The organism is Methylomagnum ishizawai, assembly GCF_019670005.1.
GTDB classification, from domain to species: Bacteria; Pseudomonadota; Gammaproteobacteria; order Methylococcales; family Methylococcaceae; genus Methylomagnum; species Methylomagnum ishizawai.
On record NZ_AP019783.1, the window covers coordinates 249,246 to 265,487 of the forward strand.

At 61.5% G+C, this 16,242-nt stretch carries 10 protein-coding genes; all 10 read left to right on the forward strand.

The window, feature by feature from the left end; translation table 11 throughout:
• Positions 1–46 precede the first annotated feature (46 nt).
• The 10 genes from smc (at position 47) to K5658_RS01095 (ending at position 16,230) form a co-directional block, all read left to right on the forward strand.
• Positions 47–3,556, forward strand: coding sequence for a chromosome segregation protein SMC (gene smc, locus K5658_RS01050; protein ID WP_221065156.1), 3,510 nt, complete (start codon positions 47–49; stop codon positions 3,554–3,556).
• The gene (locus K5658_RS01055) at positions 3,553–4,524 is read left to right on the forward strand and encodes a DNA-methyltransferase (protein ID WP_221065157.1); all 972 of its coding nucleotides are present in this window, start codon (positions 3,553–3,555) and stop codon (positions 4,522–4,524) included. The genes smc and K5658_RS01055 overlap by 4 nt, the downstream gene beginning before the upstream one ends.
• Complete coding sequence (locus K5658_RS01060) at positions 4,521–5,480, forward strand: hypothetical protein (protein ID WP_221065158.1); 960 nt, start codon at positions 4,521–4,523, stop codon at positions 5,478–5,480. The genes K5658_RS01055 and K5658_RS01060 overlap by 4 nt, the downstream gene beginning before the upstream one ends.
• A gap of 73 nt (positions 5,481–5,553) precedes the next feature.
• Positions 5,554–6,363, forward strand: a complete 810-nt coding sequence (locus K5658_RS01065) for a cell division protein ZipA (protein ID WP_221065159.1) — start codon at positions 5,554–5,556, stop codon at positions 6,361–6,363.
• Entirely contained in the window at positions 6,360–8,384 is a 2,025-nt protein-coding gene (gene ligA / locus K5658_RS01070) for an NAD-dependent DNA ligase LigA (RefSeq protein WP_221065160.1), read from the forward strand. Before K5658_RS01065 ends, ligA begins: the two co-directional genes overlap by 4 nt.
• Before the next feature lie 116 nt (positions 8,385–8,500).
• Positions 8,501–9,967 (forward strand): 4-hydroxy-3-polyprenylbenzoate decarboxylase, encoded by a 1,467-nt coding sequence (gene ubiD, locus K5658_RS01075; protein WP_221065161.1) that lies wholly within the window; start codon positions 8,501–8,503, stop codon positions 9,965–9,967.
• 24 nt (positions 9,968–9,991) lie between these two features.
• Complete coding sequence (locus K5658_RS01080; RefSeq protein ID WP_221065162.1) at positions 9,992–11,566, forward strand: radical SAM protein; 1,575 nt, start codon at positions 9,992–9,994, stop codon at positions 11,564–11,566.
• Positions 11,520–12,290: a ribulose-phosphate 3-epimerase gene (locus K5658_RS01085; protein WP_221065163.1), complete on the forward strand. Its 771-nt coding sequence runs from the start codon at positions 11,520–11,522 to the stop codon at positions 12,288–12,290. The genes K5658_RS01080 and K5658_RS01085 overlap by 47 nt, the downstream gene beginning before the upstream one ends.
• A 352-nt stretch (positions 12,291–12,642) precedes the next feature.
• A complete protein-coding gene (locus K5658_RS01090) occupies positions 12,643–15,060 on the forward strand; it encodes a DUF3772 domain-containing protein (RefSeq protein WP_221065164.1) in 2,418 nt (805 codons plus the stop codon).
• A 255-nt stretch (positions 15,061–15,315) separates the two neighbouring features.
• On the forward strand, positions 15,316–16,230 hold the full coding sequence (locus tag K5658_RS01095; RefSeq protein ID WP_221065165.1) for an AAA family ATPase: 915 nt from the start codon (positions 15,316–15,318) through the stop codon (positions 16,228–16,230).
• Positions 16,231–16,242: the final 12 nt, after the last annotated feature.

A 16,242-nucleotide genomic window follows, 5' to 3' on the forward strand; every position in this document is an offset into this window, starting at 1 on the left:
CCGACCCCTCCCCCCCTTCCGGGCACCGCCCGGCCCGCGATAGCCGATGCGCCTCGAAAAAATCAAACTCGCGGGCTTCAAATCCTTCGTCGATCCCACCACCCTCCCGCTGCCCGGCAACCTGGTCGGCATCGTCGGTCCCAACGGCTGCGGCAAGTCCAACATCATCGACGCCGTGCGCTGGGTCATGGGCGAAAGCTCGGCCAAGCACCTGCGCGGCGACACCATGGCCGATGTGATCTTCAACGGCTCTTCCAGCCGCAAGCCGGTGGGCATGGCCTTCGTGGAACTGGTGTTCGACAACGGTGAAGGCAAAGCCCCCGGCGAATTCGCCAAATACCCGCAAATTTCCATCAAGCGCCAAGTCACCCGCGACGGCCAATCGGTCTACTTCCTCAATGGCTCGCGCTGCCGCCGCAAGGACATCACCGATCTATTCCTAGGCACCGGCCTCGGTTCGCGCAGCTACGCCATCATCGAACAAGGCACCATCTCCCGCCTGATCGAAGCCAAGCCCGACGAACTGCGCTCCCTGATCGAGGAAGCCGCCGGTATCTCCAAATACAAGGAGCGCCGCCATGAAACCGAACTGCGCATGGGCCACACCCAGGAAAACCTCGACCGCCTCATGGACGTGCGCGACGAAGTGGCGAAGCAACTGGAAAGCCTCAAGCGCCAGACCAAGAAGGCCGAAAAATACCTCGCCCTGCGCGACGAGGAACGCCGCCACAAACAACAACTCCTGGCCCTGCGCTGGCTCAAATACGACCAACAGGGCCAGAGCCTCAAAGCCACGTTGGCCGGTTACGAAACCCGCTTCCGCGAGTTGTACGGCGCGGGCCACGCCCTGGCCGAAACCTTGGAATTGCAACGCGCCCAGCACGACACCCTGCAAACCCAACTCGGCGAGCAACAAGCCCGCTTCTACGAACTCGGCTCCGAAATCAACCGGCTGGAACTCGCCCTGCAACACGCCAAGCAGACCCGTGACAACCTGCTGCAAGAACAAGAGCGCCTCGGCGCGGAAAAAACGCTGGCCCTGCGCGATCTCGACCAGGATCAAGCCCAACTCGCCGCTTTGCGGGAAGAACTGGCGGCGGTGGCTGTATCCCTGGAACAGACGCAAGCCGCCGAACAAGCCGCCGCCAGCCGCCGTGCCGAGGCCGAACACGCCCTGCAAGCGGCCCGCTTGGCTTTCGAGCAATCCAGCGGCGAACTCGGGCGCTCGCACAGCCAAGCCGAAATCCAGCGCGCCCGCCTCAAGCAACTAGAGCAGCAACAGCGCCAGTTGGAAACCCGCCGCGAACGCCTGGACCACGAGCGGGAAGAATTGGAAGACACGCTCCAGGCCGAAGGTTTGGAGGATTTGCGCCAGGAAACCGCCGAACTCGAAGCCGAACGCGCCGAACTGCAAGCGCGCCTGCCCGCTTTGCACAGCGCGATCCAAGCCGACCGCGCCCGCAGCAAGCAATGCCAGGAAGACCTGAACGCCCGCCGCGCCGAGCTGCACGCCCTGCAAGGCCGTATCAGTTCGCTGGAAACCCTGCAACAGCACGCCATGGGCAAGGACCGGGCCGGATTGAAACACTGGCTGGCCGAACATGCCTTGGATCAAGCCGGACGCCTCGCCGAACACCTGGACGTGGCCCCCGGCTGGGAAACCGCCGTCGAAAGCGTCTTGGGCACCCATCTCGAAGCCCTGTGCGTGGCCACCGCCGCGCCCTATCTGCCGCATCTGGCCGCCATCGGCGACGAGGCTTTGGGCTTGATCGAAACCCGCGCCGCCCCCCAAACCTCCCCCGCGCCGAAAGCCGCCCGCCTGCTGGACCGGGTGCGGTCGCCCTGGAATCTCGGGCCGCTGTTGGGTTCGGTGTATTGCGCCGACGATTTGGACAGCGCCCGCGCCCTGAGCGAAGCCATGGCCGAACATGAATCGGTGGTCACGCCCGACGGCGTCAAGCTCGGCCCCGGCTGGCTGGCCGCGCCCAAAGGCGACGACGGCAAAGCCGGCGTCCTCAAGCGCGAGCGCGATCTGCGCGAACTCAAAGCCCGCCGCGACGACTGCCAAGCCCAGGCACTCACCCTGGAACACGCGCTGGCCCAGGCCGAAACCTCGATCCGCGCCGCCGAGCAAGAACGCGAACGCCTGCAAACCGACGAACGCCGCCTCGCCTCCGAACACGCGAAGCTCAAGGCCGAACTCAGCGCCGCCGAAGCCCGCTGCGAACAAGCCAGCAAGCGCCTGCGCCAACTGGAATTGGAAACCGAAGACCTGGAAGCCCAACGCGCCGAGAACGGCGAAGAAACCGCCGAAGCCCGCGGCCTCCTGCTCGACGCCGAAGACCGCCTGGCCGAACTCGGCCCCAAAGCCACCGAACAAGCCAGCCGCCGCGCCGCCCTGGAAAGCCAGTTGCAGGAAACCGACGCCGCCCTCCGCGCCGAACGCGAGCGCCGCAACGCCCTCCACAGCCGCCGCGAGAGCCTCGCCTCCAACGAAAACCTCACCCTCAAACATTTGGAGCGGGCGCAATCCTTATACGGCCAAGCCCTGGAACGCCTGGAAACCCTGAGCCAGCGCCTCGCCGAAACCGCCACCCCGGTCGAAGCCGAGGAAATCGAGCGAGACCGCCTCATCGAACGCCGCACCGCCGCCGACCGCAACCTCAACGAACTGCGCCGCCGCGACCAAGAAACCAGCGCCGAAATCCGCCGCCTCAACGAAGCCCGCCTCCAGAACGAGCGCGACCTGGAGGCGCTCAAGGAAAAGCTGGAACAGGCCAAGCTCGAACTCTCCACCAACGAAGTGCGCTGGCAGACCGTGCGCGAGCAATTCGAGGAACTCGACGCCCGCCCGGACGAAGTGATCGCCGGACTCCCGCCCGAAGCCGAGGAAAAAGCTTGGCAACAGCGCGTCACCGAACTGGCGGAAGAAATCTCCCGCCTGGGCGCGGTGAACCTGACCGCGATGGAGGAATACCAAGCCCAGGACGAGCGCATGAAATTCCTCGACCAGCAGCACCAGGACTTGAGCCAATCGCTCGCCACCCTCAAGGAAGCCATCGACAAGATCGACAAGGAATGCCGCGCCCGCTTCAAGGACACCTTCGACCAGATCAACGCCGGTTTGCAGCGCATGTTCCCCAAGCTCTTCGGCGGCGGACAGGCATATTTGGAACTGACCGAGCGCGAATTGCTGGAAGCCGGGGTCAGCGTGATGGCGCGGCCCCCTGGCAAGCGCAATAGTTCCATCCACCTGCTCTCGGGCGGCGAAAAGGCGTTGACGGCGGCGGCCTTGGTGTTCGCCATTTTCGAGCTGAATCCCGCGCCGTTCTGCCTGCTCGACGAAGTGGACGCGCCCTTGGATGACGCCAACGTGGGCCGGTTCAGCCAGTTGGTCAAGGAAATGTCGGAGCGGGTACAATTCCTGTTCATCTCCCACAACAAGGCCACCATGGAAATCGCCCAGCATTTGGCGGGCGTGACCATGAAGGAACCTGGGGTATCTCGGATCGTCGCGGTGGATATTGATGCGGCGGTGGAAATGGCGGCGATGTGAATAAGCTTTTCAATGGCAAAGCGGCAATGGAGCAACTTTCCTTGACCGGATTCGACGAGGCACAACAAATAGGCCGGGAAACCACGCTGGTATCGTCACTCCAAGGGTTTCAATTGCAATATGAACATCCCCATGGCCGACTTTACCAAGGGGATTCAATCGCGTGGCTGTCTTCGTTGGAAACGGCCAGTATCGACTTGGTGTTTGCCGACCCGCCCTACAATATCAAAAAGGCCGACTGGGACAGTTTCGATAGCCAAGAGCAGTATATCGAATGGTCCATGCGCTGGATTGGCCAAGCCTCGCGGATACTAAAACCGACCGGCGCTCTATATGTCTGCGGCTTCTCCGAAATCCTCGCCGATTTAAAACACCCAGCTTCCAAATACTTCAAGCATTGCCGTTGGTTGATTTGGCACTACAAAAACAAAGCCAACCTAGGCAACGACTGGGGACGCTCCCATGAAAGCATCCTGCATTTCCGCAAATCAGACCAATTCACGCTGAATATCGACGATGTTCGGGTACCTTATGGGGCACACACCCTGAAATACCCCTCGCATCCACAAGCCGAAACCAGCGCCTACGGCAAAGGCGGCAACAAACCCCGCGAAAACTGGATGCCGCACCCCAAAGGAGCCAAACCCAAGGATGTGATCGATATTCCCACCACTTGCAACGGGATGGGCGAAAAAACCCCGCACCCCACCCAAAAGCCGGAAGAATTATTGCGTAAGTTTGTCCTGGCTTCCTCCAACCAAGGTGATTTAATCATCGATCCATTTTCCGGTTCTGGAACCACGGTCGTGGTCGCGGAGCAATTACAACGCCGTTGGATGGGGTGTGATCTGGATGCCCAATACAATCGATGGGCTATCGAACGCTTGGAAAACGTCCGCCGGATGAGCAAGGAAGAATGGATTTCCCATGACCGGAAAACGGCGGAAAGAAGGGAATCTATTCGATGAATCTTTCTAATTTGGTAGAACACGCCTCCAATAAAAAACACTTCCAATCTATAGCCGGTTATATTGAATTTTGCACTCGATACCTGGAATTCATAGAAACCGGCCTGCAAGCCCGCATTGTTTCTCAGAACGAAAGCCATTACCAATTTTTCCAATATAAGCAGGATGGGCATTTCAACATCACAAGGCCATTAAATTCCTCGTTGATGTATGATGCCGAATCCTTCGCATCGGCTACCGAGCAATTTTTCCATACGATAGAGAAACTAAAAAACCGGGAAACACCGTCAGCCGCGCTTCGGCATAATATAATTTACACTATTTACACAATCCAACAATCCATAGGCGCAACTCTCGACGCATTACCTGCTGGCAAATCGAATCAAGCCAGAAAACTAAACGGCGACCTGTTTGAAAGGCTGATACGGCTATTGATTTTAGATTTGGGAATAGAGTGTGTTTCTGGAACGGTGCGGGTCCCAGTCAAGGACTTCGATGGAACCGAATTATTCAAATCCAATTATCAACATGACCTGCTCATCAGCGAAGCGGGCGAATTGAAAATCATCGGATCGGTCAAAACTTCAAGCAAGGACCGGATCGATAAAATATTTGTCGATAAATTCCTATATAACAAGCTTACCGAAACCAATCTCCCGCACATCGCTATCTTCTTGAACGATGTGCAGCGCAAGAACAGCAAACACGAGAACAAGTACGGCATTAACTCTACATTCTTGCCCGGCCATTTCAAAGCTTATACTTTCAAATTGAACTCCCTGGATGGCGTATATTACTGTGATATCCGACCCAGCATGTTGGAAGACCCTACGCTCTCCAAACATATCAAGACCATAGACCACTTCTTCTATAGCGATTTGCGCCATCTTTTAAACAAGCATGGCGCGGACCTCGATGAAGTTGCTATCGATACGAATCAAGAAGACGATCATTAGCGGTTCCAATCCAACCGATTGAAATCGTGGAACCCTTTTCATAAATAACCAACCTCCCATCCGAGGAAACCCAATGGACAGAGATACTATTCGCATCGTCCTCTTGGTGATCGGCCTCCTGGTGATCGCCGGCATCTATATCTGGGGCCGCCACCGGCAGAAACTGCTGGATTTCCTCCAACGCCGCGGCGAATACGATGAATTGGGCTACGACCCCGGCCAGGAAGCCCCGCCGCCCAAATCCCGTTATCAAGACCCCGACGACGACGAATTCGAAAGCCTGGGCTATAAGGGCCGCAAACCCGCCGCGCCGGAACCCGCCGCCTACGGCCTGGACGACGATCTCGACAACGATCTGTTGGACTTCGGGGAATCCAAGCCCGCCCCCGAGCCACCACCGGCCAAATCCAAACCCGAAGCCGCCGCGAAAACCCCACCGGAACCCAAGAAAACCACCGGCAGCGCCCCGATCCCGGTCTTGATCCAGGTCAGCGTGGTGGCGAGCGGCGGGCGGCGCTATTTCCAGGGCGACGACCTCCGCGACGCGCTGCTCGACCTGGATTTGATCCACGGCAGCATGGGCATCTTCCACCGCTACGACCGCAAGTTCCGGGAAACCCTGTTCAGCGTCGCCAGCCTGGTCGAACCCGGCACCTTCCCGATGGACAACATGGAAGCCTTCGAATGCCCCGGCGTGGTGCTGTTCTTCCAGCCCGACCGGGTATCCAACCCTATCGCGGTGTTCGACGACTTGGTCCGCACCAGCCACAAGCTGGCGAACCGGCTGGGCGGGGCCGAGTGGGATGAAAAACGCCAGCCCCTGACCCAGGACAAAATCGCCCATATGCGCGGCCTGCTGGAAGACGCCTGCGAAGACTCATGAACACCCCCGAATCCGCCCGGCACCGCGCCGCCGAATTGCGCGGACAGATCGAATTCCACAACGAGCGCTATCACAAGTTCGACGCGCCGGTGATTCCAGACGCCGAATTCGACGCCTTGATGCGCGAACTCATCGCGCTGGAACACGACCATCCCGAACTGCGGACCCCCGATTCGCCCACGCAACGGGTGGGTTCGGCCCCGCTCAAGGCGTTCGCGGAAGTCCGCCACGAAGTCCCGATGCTGTCGCTGGACAACGCCTTCACCGACGGGGATGTGGCCGATTTCGAGCGGCGGGCGCAAAAGCCCTTGCACGGGGTGGCGCTGGATTATCTGGTCGAACCCAAGCTGGACGGGCTGGCCGTCAGCCTCATCTATGAAAACGGCCTCCTGGCGCGGGCCGCGACCCGTGGCGACGGCCAGACCGGCGAGGACATCACCCACAATGTCCGCACCATCCGCGCGGTGCCGCTGCGCTTGGCGGGCGCGGGCTGGCCGGCGCGGTTCGAGGCGCGGGGCGAGGTGTTCATGCCCAAGGCCGGTTTCGAGGCACTGAACGAACGGGCGCGGCGGCTGGGCGAAAAAACCTTCGCCAACCCGCGCAACGCCGCCGCCGGGAGCCTGCGCCAGCTCGACCCCAAGATCACCGCCGCCCGGCCCCTGGCTTTCTTCTGCTATGGCTACGGCGCTTATCCCACCGCCGAACTGCCCGCCACCCAAAGCGAACTGATGGCGCGGTTCAAGTCCTGGGGTTTGCCGGTCAACCCCGAATCGCATGTGGTCCAGGGCAGCGCGGCCTGCCTCGATTATTACCGCGATCTGCGGGCGCGGCGGGCCGGGCTGGATTACGACATCGACGGCGTGGTCTACAAGATCGACCGGCTGGACCAGCGCGAAACCCTGGGTTTCGTGGCCCGCGCCCCGCGCTGGGCCATCGCCCATAAATTCCCGGCGGAGGAAGCCACCACCCGCGTCACCGCCATCGAGGTGCAAGTCGGACGCACCGGTGCCTTGACCCCGGTGGCGCGGTTGGAGCCGGTGTTCGTCGGCGGCGTCACCGTCACCAACGCCACTTTGCACAATATCGACGAAGTCCGGCGCAAGGATATCCGGGTCGGCGATACCGTGGTGGTGCGGCGGGCGGGCGATGTCATCCCGGAAGTGGTGAAAAGCCTCCCGGAATTACGGGACACCGAAGTCCCGCTGTTCGAGTTGCCCACGCACTGCCCCGTATGTGGCTCGGAGGTGGAAACCGCCGAAGGCGAGGCCATCGCCCGCTGTAGCGGCGGCTTGTATTGCCCGGCCCAGCACAAGGAAGCCATCAAGCATTTCGCCTCGCGCCGGGCCATGGATATCGACGGCCTGGGCGACAAGCTGGTGGACCAAATCCTCGACAAGGGTCTCATCAAAACCGTGGCCGACCTCTACCGGCTCCAGGTCGATGAACTGGCCGGTTTGGAGCGCATGGGCCGCAAATCGGCGGAAAACCTGGTCGCCGCGCTCGACAAGAGCAAACACACCAGCTTGCCGCGCTTCCTCTACGCCTTGGGAATACGCGAGGTGGGCGAAGTCACCGCCCAGACCTTGGCCGCGCATTTCCGCGAACTCCCCGCCATCCAAGCCGCCGACGAGGAAACCCTGCAAACCGTGCCCGACGTGGGTCCGTCGGTCGCCCACCATATCCACACCTTCTTCCGCCAACCCCATAACCTGGAAGTGGTCGCGGCGCTGCTGGCGGCGGGAATAGACTGGGAACCGATGCCCGAGTTGCCGCCCGCCGCCGAATTGCCGCTCAAGGGCCAAACCTTCGTCGTCACCGGCACGCTGGAATCCCTATCCCGCGAGGAAGCCAAGGCCAGGCTGCAAGCCCTGGGCGGCAAGGTCGCGGGGAGCGTCTCCAAAAATACCCGCGCCGTCATCGCCGGGGCCGATCCCGGCTCGAAGCTGGCCAAGGCGCGGGAATTGGGCGTCGAGGTCTTGGACGAGGCGGGGTTCCTGGCTTTGTTGGATGGCGCGGCCTGAACCCGCCACCGGAAATACCTTCCACAGGCCGCCCTCAGCGGCCTTTTTCATGCCCGGACCCCAGCGCCGCGACGGCGCGTTAGAATGCCCCATCCCGTCCAGCCATCATCGACGCCATGAAATACCACGACCTCCGCGACTTCATCCTAGCCCTGGAAGCCCAAGGCGAACTCAAGCGCATCCGCCTGGAAGCCGACCCCTACCTCGAAATCACCGAAATCTGCGACCGCACCTTGAAAGCGGGCGGCCCCGCGCTCTTGTTCGAGCAACCCAAGGGCAGCCAACACCGCCTGCTCGGCAACCTGTTCGGGACACCGCGCCGGGTGGCCCTGGGGATGGGCCAGGAATCGGTGGACGCCCTGCGCGAGGTCGGCAGGCTGCTGGCCTTCCTCAAGGAACCCGACCCGCCCAAGGGTTTCCGCGACATGTTCGACAAGCTGCCGCTGTTCAAGCAGGTATTGAACATGCCGGCCAAGCTGGTGAAACACCCGCCTTGCCAGGAAATCGTGCTGGGCGGTTCCGACATCGACCTCGGACGCTATCCCATCCAAACCTGCTGGCCGGGCGATGCCGGGCCGCTCATCACCTGGGCCTTGGTCGTCACCAAGGGACCGCACAAGGAACGCCAGAACCTTGGCATCTACCGCCAACAGGTTATCTCGCCTAATAAAACCATCATGCGCTGGCTGGCGCATCGCGGCGGCGCATTGGACTTCCGCGACTGGCAAGCGGCCCGTCCGGGCGAACCCTTCCCGGTCGCCGTGGCCTTGGGGGCCGATCCCGCCACCATCCTGGGCGCGGTGACGCCGGTGCCCGACAGCCTGTCGGAATACGCCTTCGCGGGGCTCCTGCGCGGCTCCAAGACCGAGGTCGCCCAATGCCTGACCTCCGACCTGCAAGTGCCCGCCAGCGCCGAAATCGTGCTGGAAGGCTTCCTTTATCCGGGCGAAACCGCCCCGGAAGGCCCGTTCGGCGACCACACCGGCTATTACAACGAGGTGGACGAATTCCCGGTGTTCACCATCGAGCGCATCACCCAGCGCAGCGACGCCATCTACCACAGCACCTACACCGGCCGCCCGCCCGACGAACCCGCCGTCCTCGGCGTGGCGCTGAACGAGGTATTCGTGCCCATCCTGCAAAAACAGTATCCGGAAATCGTCGATTTCTACCTGCCGCCCGAGGGCTGTTCCTATCGTCTGGCGGTGGTCAGCATGAAAAAGCAATATCCGGGGCACGCCAAGCGGGTGATGTTCGGGGTGTGGGGCTTCCTCAGGCAATTCATGTATACCAAATTCGTCATCGTAGTGGACGATGACGTGGACGCCCGTAACTGGCAAGATGTGGTCTGGGCCATCACCACCCGTATGGACCCGGCGCGGGATATCACCTTGATCGAAAACACGCCCATCGATTATCTGGATTTCGCCTCGCCGGTATCCGGGCTGGGTTCCAAGGCCGGTTTCGACGCCACCAACAAATGGCCGGGGGAAACCCAGCGGGAATGGGGCACGACGATCCAGATGACCGAGGCGGTGAAAAGGCGGGTGGATGCGATCTGGGCGGAGTTGAATATCTTGTAAACCACGGCGGCCACGGGAGGCGCGATGATCAGCAATGAAATCACTTCCTATCTGGATAATAAATACCTGAACAAAGCCGAATACCATATGGGCAGGCTGCATCTGCATTCGCTGCCCAGTTATCTGACCGTGGTCATGGGCAATGGCTGCAATATCGATTGCCGCCATTGCTACCAATGGAAAAACCGCGATAACCTATTCCGCGATGCCCAGCTCGGGGCCGACCTGCGGCGGGAACTGACCGCGTTCTACCCCTATCTTTCCACCCTGCGCATCCAGGGCGGCGAAGTATTCGCCCTGCGCGGCTTCGAGGATTTATTGGACGATATCGGTGCCCTGGTGCAACGCCCCATCGTGAGTATCAGCACCAACGCCACCTTGATCGATGAAAAATGGGCGCGGCGCATCGTGGCCATGCCTTTGCAATCCATGACCGTTTCCCTGGACGCCGGTACCGCCGCCACCTTCGAGCGTGTGCGCCGGGGCGCGAAATTCGACCAGGTCGTCGCCAATATCGAACGGGTGCAACGGTTAAAACAAAGCCATAACAGCCCCTATCCGGTATTGGATTCCTTCTTCGTCATCATGCGGAGCAACTTCCGGGAAATCCCCCAATTCCTCGACCTCATGATCGACCTGGGGATTAAACGGGTCTCTTTCCAAACCATGCTGGTCGATGCCAGGAACCAGGAGCGCGAACCGGATATCGTGGACGAAGTCCTGTGCGACGCGGGCGAGGTCGCGGAGCTACATGCGATCCTGCGCGATGTATTGGAATATCAAGCCCGCTATTTCCATAGGATCGCCTGGAGCGGTTTGAATTCGCTGTTCGCCGCGCATAAACTCCCGGCGGACTTCCTGGACGAACAAGGCTGCACCCTCACGCCCGACCAGGACGATTCGGAAACCGACGCTTCCGGCCCCGGCAACCGCTACGCCCATTTGATTCCCCCCGAGATACACCCGGAATTCGGGCCGTTCCCCGGCCTCCACCATACCGGGAAAACCGGCCATACCGGCACCGAAACCTGCCGGAATCCCTGGTCCACGATGTTCATCACCGAAAATGGCGATGTTTCCCTGTGTTTTCTCTCCGACCCCGTCGGCAATCTTTATCAAACCCCCTTGATGCAAATTTGGAACAGCCCGGCCGCCATCGTCAAACGCAGCCATCTCTTGCACGGGAAATACCTGGAGGGCGGTTGTTCCAAACTCTGGTGCGAATGGCGGGAGGGGGATTCCGGTTTCCGGCCCGATGCCGAATCCTGGCGGCGCTTGCTGCAACTGACCTCGGCCCTGGTCGCCCGGACCCGCCCCAAGGATATTAAAAAACCCGTTTCCCCGGCCCAAGCCTGGATCAAAAACCCCGACCATAAAGGGTTGCAGGCGGTGCGCCGCCTATTGGACGAACGCGACAGCCGCGTCAAGGAACTGGAGGCCTTGATCGTCGAGCTTTGGGATAAGAATGGGTTATTGCACGAAGCCGGTCAGAAGCATATCGACCATCTGGAAAACCGGATCAAACAATTGGAAAGCCAGCTACGGAAACCCCATGATTACCCCAGCCCCGGAAAACACGCCGCCAGCGACGGGCCTTGACCGGCCCGGAATATCCGCCACGCCCGCGATCTCCGCCTCCCTCATCTGCTGCGACCTGCTCAATGTCGAGCGCGAATTACGGCATATGGAGGAAGCGGGCACCGATTACCTCCACATCGACCTGATCGACGGCCATTTCAGCCCGAGTATGCCCTTGGGATTGGATTTGGTGCGGCAGGCCCGCCGCAAAACCCGGTTGCCCTTCGATGTCCACCTGATGGTGGAGAACAACGAATTCTTCATCCGGGAAATGCTGGATATCGGGGCGGAACGGATCGCTTTCCATTACGAATCGGCCTTCCATGTGGACCGGCTGCTATGCCTCGTCCGCGAGCGCGGCGTCGAGGCCGGGCTGGCGCTGATGCCGACCACCCCGCTGTCGGTGCTGGATTATTGCGTGGACCGGCTGGACTTCGTCCTGCTGATGCTCATCAATCCCGGCTTCGCTGGGCACAAGGACGAAACCCAGGTGCCCTACGCCCTGCGCCGGGTGGCCGATTGCCGCCGCCACCTCCGGGGCTTCGGACTCGATATCCCCATCGAGGTCGATGGCCGGGTGGGTTTCGACAATATTCCAGGACTCATCGCCGCCGGCGCCACCGATTTGGTGGCCGGCACCCGCAGCGCCTTCCATCCCGGCGGCACCCTGGCCGAAAACATCCACAGGATGCGGCAAGCCGCCACCGCGGGCTTTTCCAACCGTCCCGGACCGGCCTGTGGATAACTTTGGACACGGCCCCACCCTGTGGATAAGTCTTTGGATAACTACTGTATAACTCCCCTTGAACTCTGTGGATAAGCTGTGGAAAAAATTTCCTATCCCGTCGAGACCCCCGAAAAGCCCAGGTTATCCACAATCCATCCACAGCTTATACACAAGTTTTCCACAGGAAAAAACGCTCTAACTTATTGATTTAAAATAAAAAAATCTACTTATCCACAAAAAACCGGGAAGGCAATAATAACAAGGTTTTCTTTTTAGTTCCTATTACGCGCCGGCGTCCGGGAATTCGGGGAAGCTTCCCGGTGGGCGGACGAAACCCCATCCCGCGCCGCGCCCAACCCTGCGAATCCTCATGCCGAAGCATCCTATCCCCCGCATCCACCCGATTCATGGTTTACCGATCCTGCTCTCCTTAACCCTCTCCGCCGCCGGGCTGGCCCAAACCGCCGACGTCCCGAATCCGGGCTTCCGGGCGCAGGAATGGCAAAAAAGCCTCGACGAGGCCGAAAAAGCGACCGCGGAACCCAATATCCCGGACGGCAAGCTGGCCGATTGGCGCGACCGCCTGCTCGACCTGATCGCGCAGGCCAGGGAAGCCGTCCACACAGTCGAACCCGATATCCAAACCCTACGGGGCGACCTGGAAGCCCTGGGACCGGCACCGGCGGCAGGCGCGGCCCCGGAAGCCGCCAACGTCGTGGCCCGGCGCAAGGAACTCAATGCCGGGATCGCCAGCTTGGAAGGCGTGGTGAAGGAAGCCGACCTGGCCTCCATCCGGGCCGGACGCCTGCTCGCCGGGGTCAAAGCCACCCAGCGCACCCGTTTCACCGGGCGCATCCTGACCCGGAGCCCGTCGCCCTTGAGCCCCGCCATCTGGGGCAAAGCCCTGCCCGAACTGGGTTCCGCCCTGGCCTCGCTCTACCGCGGCCTGGTGGACAAAGCCACGCCAGCGGCAATCCTAGCCATCGGACGGCCCCTGGCCCTGGGGATGGCCTTGGCCGCATTACTGGCGTTCCCGCTGCGGGCCGGACTGATCCGCAAATTCGGCTACATCGTGGTCGAGGATGAGCCGACCTATATGCAGCGCCTATGGACCGCCCTATTCACCGGCCTCGTGCGGACCCTCTTGCCCACGGCGGCGGCGCTGGCCGTCTACCTCGGACTGCTCTACACCGATTGGCCGGGGGAAGCCATGGCCGATGTGCTAAGGGTGGGCCTGCTTTCCCTGACCGCGCTGTTCTTCGTGACGGGCTTCGCCCGCTCGGCCCTGGCACCGGACCAACCGGATTGGCGGCTGGTGCCGATCCACGACCCAGGCGCCCGGACTTTGAACCGGACCGTCACCGGGCTGGCGATCCTGTTCGCGCTGGACCGCGTCTTGGGCGAACTGGCCAACCAGTACGATGTTTCGGTCGAATTGGTCTCCACACAGAAATCCGTGTTCGGTGCCTTGATTTCGCTGGCGTTGCTCAAGTTGCTCGGACGGGGAATCTGGCCCGAGGACCCGGCCCGGCCCGGATGGAACCGGGTCCGCTACGGCTTGATGCTGCTGATCGCGGCGATACCGGCCTCGGCCATGCTGGGCTATGTGGCTTTGTCGCGCCTGCTGGCGACGCAATGGGTGCTGACCCTGGGACTCTACGCCACGGTCGCGCTCTTGAACCGGATCGCCCAGGAAGCCGTGGAACACGCCTTGAACCCGGCCTCGCCCCAGGGCCAACGCCTGCGCGCCGCCCTGGCCCTGGGCGAGGAGGGCGCGGAGATGCTGGCGTTCTGGGTGGTGGGACTCATGCGCTGTTCGATCCTGCTGCTGGCGGCCCTGGCCCTGCCCTTGCTCTGGGGCGTGCCGGGCAAGGATATCGCCGCTTGGCTCGGGAACGCCTTCATGGGTTTCAAACTGGGGAACCTCAACCTGTCGCTGGGCGAAATCCTGGTGGCGCTGTTGTCCTTCACGGGGTTGCTGCTCGCGACGCGGATGCTGCAAAAGGCACTGGACCAAAGGATTTTCCCCAAGACCCGGCTCGATCCCGGCGTCCGCAACTCGATCCGCTCCGGCCTGGGCTACGCCGGTTTCGCCCTGGCCTTGATGATCGCGGTGTCGATCCTAGGGCTGGATTTATCCAACCTCGCCATGATCGCCGGGGCCTTGTCGGTGGGCATCGGTTTCGGATTGCAGAACATCGTCAACAATTTCGTTTCCGGTTTGATCCTGCTGGTGGAGCGTCCCATCAAGGCCGGCGATTGGGTGGTGGTCGGCGAATACCAGGGCTATGTCAAGAAAATCAGCGTCCGGGCCACCGAGATTTCCACCTTCGACCGGGCTTCGGTGTTCATCCCCAATTCCAGCCTGATTTCCGGCACGGTGATGAACCGCACCTATGCCGACAAAACCGGCCGGGTACTGTTGCCCATCGGCCTCGCCTACCACGCCGATCCGCACAAAGCCCGCCGGGTGCTGCTGGACATCGCCCTCGGGCATCCCGATATCCGCGACAATCCGCCGCCCTCCGTGTTCTTCCAAAGCTTCGGGGACAGCGCCCTCAACCTGGAACTGGTCGCCGTGCTGCACGACGTGGACAAGGTCAAACAAGTGACCAGCGACCTGTGCTTCGCCGTCCACGAAGCCTTCCAACGGGAAGGGATCGAGATTCCATTCCCGCAACGCGATATCAAGCTCAGCCTGGACGAGGAACAACTACGGCGCTACCTCCGCTCCGACCATCGCGGCCAGGAAACCCCTAAACCGCCCATGGCGCAAACGTCCACCTAAACCTGGATGAGATGCGCCCGCCACCCCGGTCAAATCGCGCTCCCGGCACCTTGGCGCCCCACAGCCCCATTGGCATCCTGGACCGGATAGGTGGGCGTTTCACCGGAGGGCTTGGGCGCGGGTTTCGATCCCCATCCATCCGGTTATCGGTTGACCTGCCCGACACGATGAAGCCCGACCGACTCCGGCCATCCCGATCCGATAAAACCCTATACTTCCCATCCACCTCCCAGCCCAGCCCAATCCGAACACCCCATGCACAACTCCCTCGACGCCCTCTTCAAGACCGCCAATACCGTGATCCTCGGCAAACCCCGCCAAATCCGGCTGGCGGTGTGTTGCCTCCTGGCCCGTGGCCACCTCCTCATCGAAGACGTGCCGGGCGTCGGCAAAACCACTCTGGCCCATACCCTCGCCAACCTGCTGGGATTGGATTACCAGCGCATCCAGTTCACCAGCGATTTGTTGCCCGCCGATGTGCTGGGCGCTTCGATCTTCGACGCCAAGAACCACAGCTTCCGGTTCCAACCCGGCCCGATCTTCCACCAGATGATCCTGGCCGACGAAATCAACCGCTCCACCCCCAAGGCCCAGAGCGCCCTGCTCGAAGCCATGGAAGAACACCAGGTCACGGTCGAAGGCGAAACCCGGCCCCTGCCCGAACCCTTCTTCGTCATCGCCACCCAGAATCCCATCCATCAAATCGGCACTTTCCCCCTGCCTGAATCGCAACTCGACCGCTTCCTGATGCGCATCACCCTGGGCTATCCCGACGGCCGTTCGGAACTGGCGCTCTACAAGGGCGAGGAGCGCCATAGCCTCCTGGGAAAACTGCCGGTCTGCCTGCCCGCCGATGAATTGCGTGGCCTGCAGGAGGCAATCCGGGCCATCCATGCCGCCGATGCCTTGCTGGGCTATGTGCAAGCCTTGGTGCGGTTCAGCCGCGAATCGGGGCTCTACGAAATCGGCCTGTCGCCGCGGGCGGGGCTGGCCTTGCTGGGCGCGGCGCGGGCCTGGGCCTATACCGAAGGCCGCGAGTTGGTATTACCGGAAGACGTGCAGGCGGTGCTGGCCCCGGTCTGCGGCCATCGGCTGAAACCCGTGGGCAGCGGGGCCGTGACCGCCGAGGCCGTGGTCGGCCCGATGCTGGATCAAGTCGCGGTCATCTGAAGACTCCTGGGG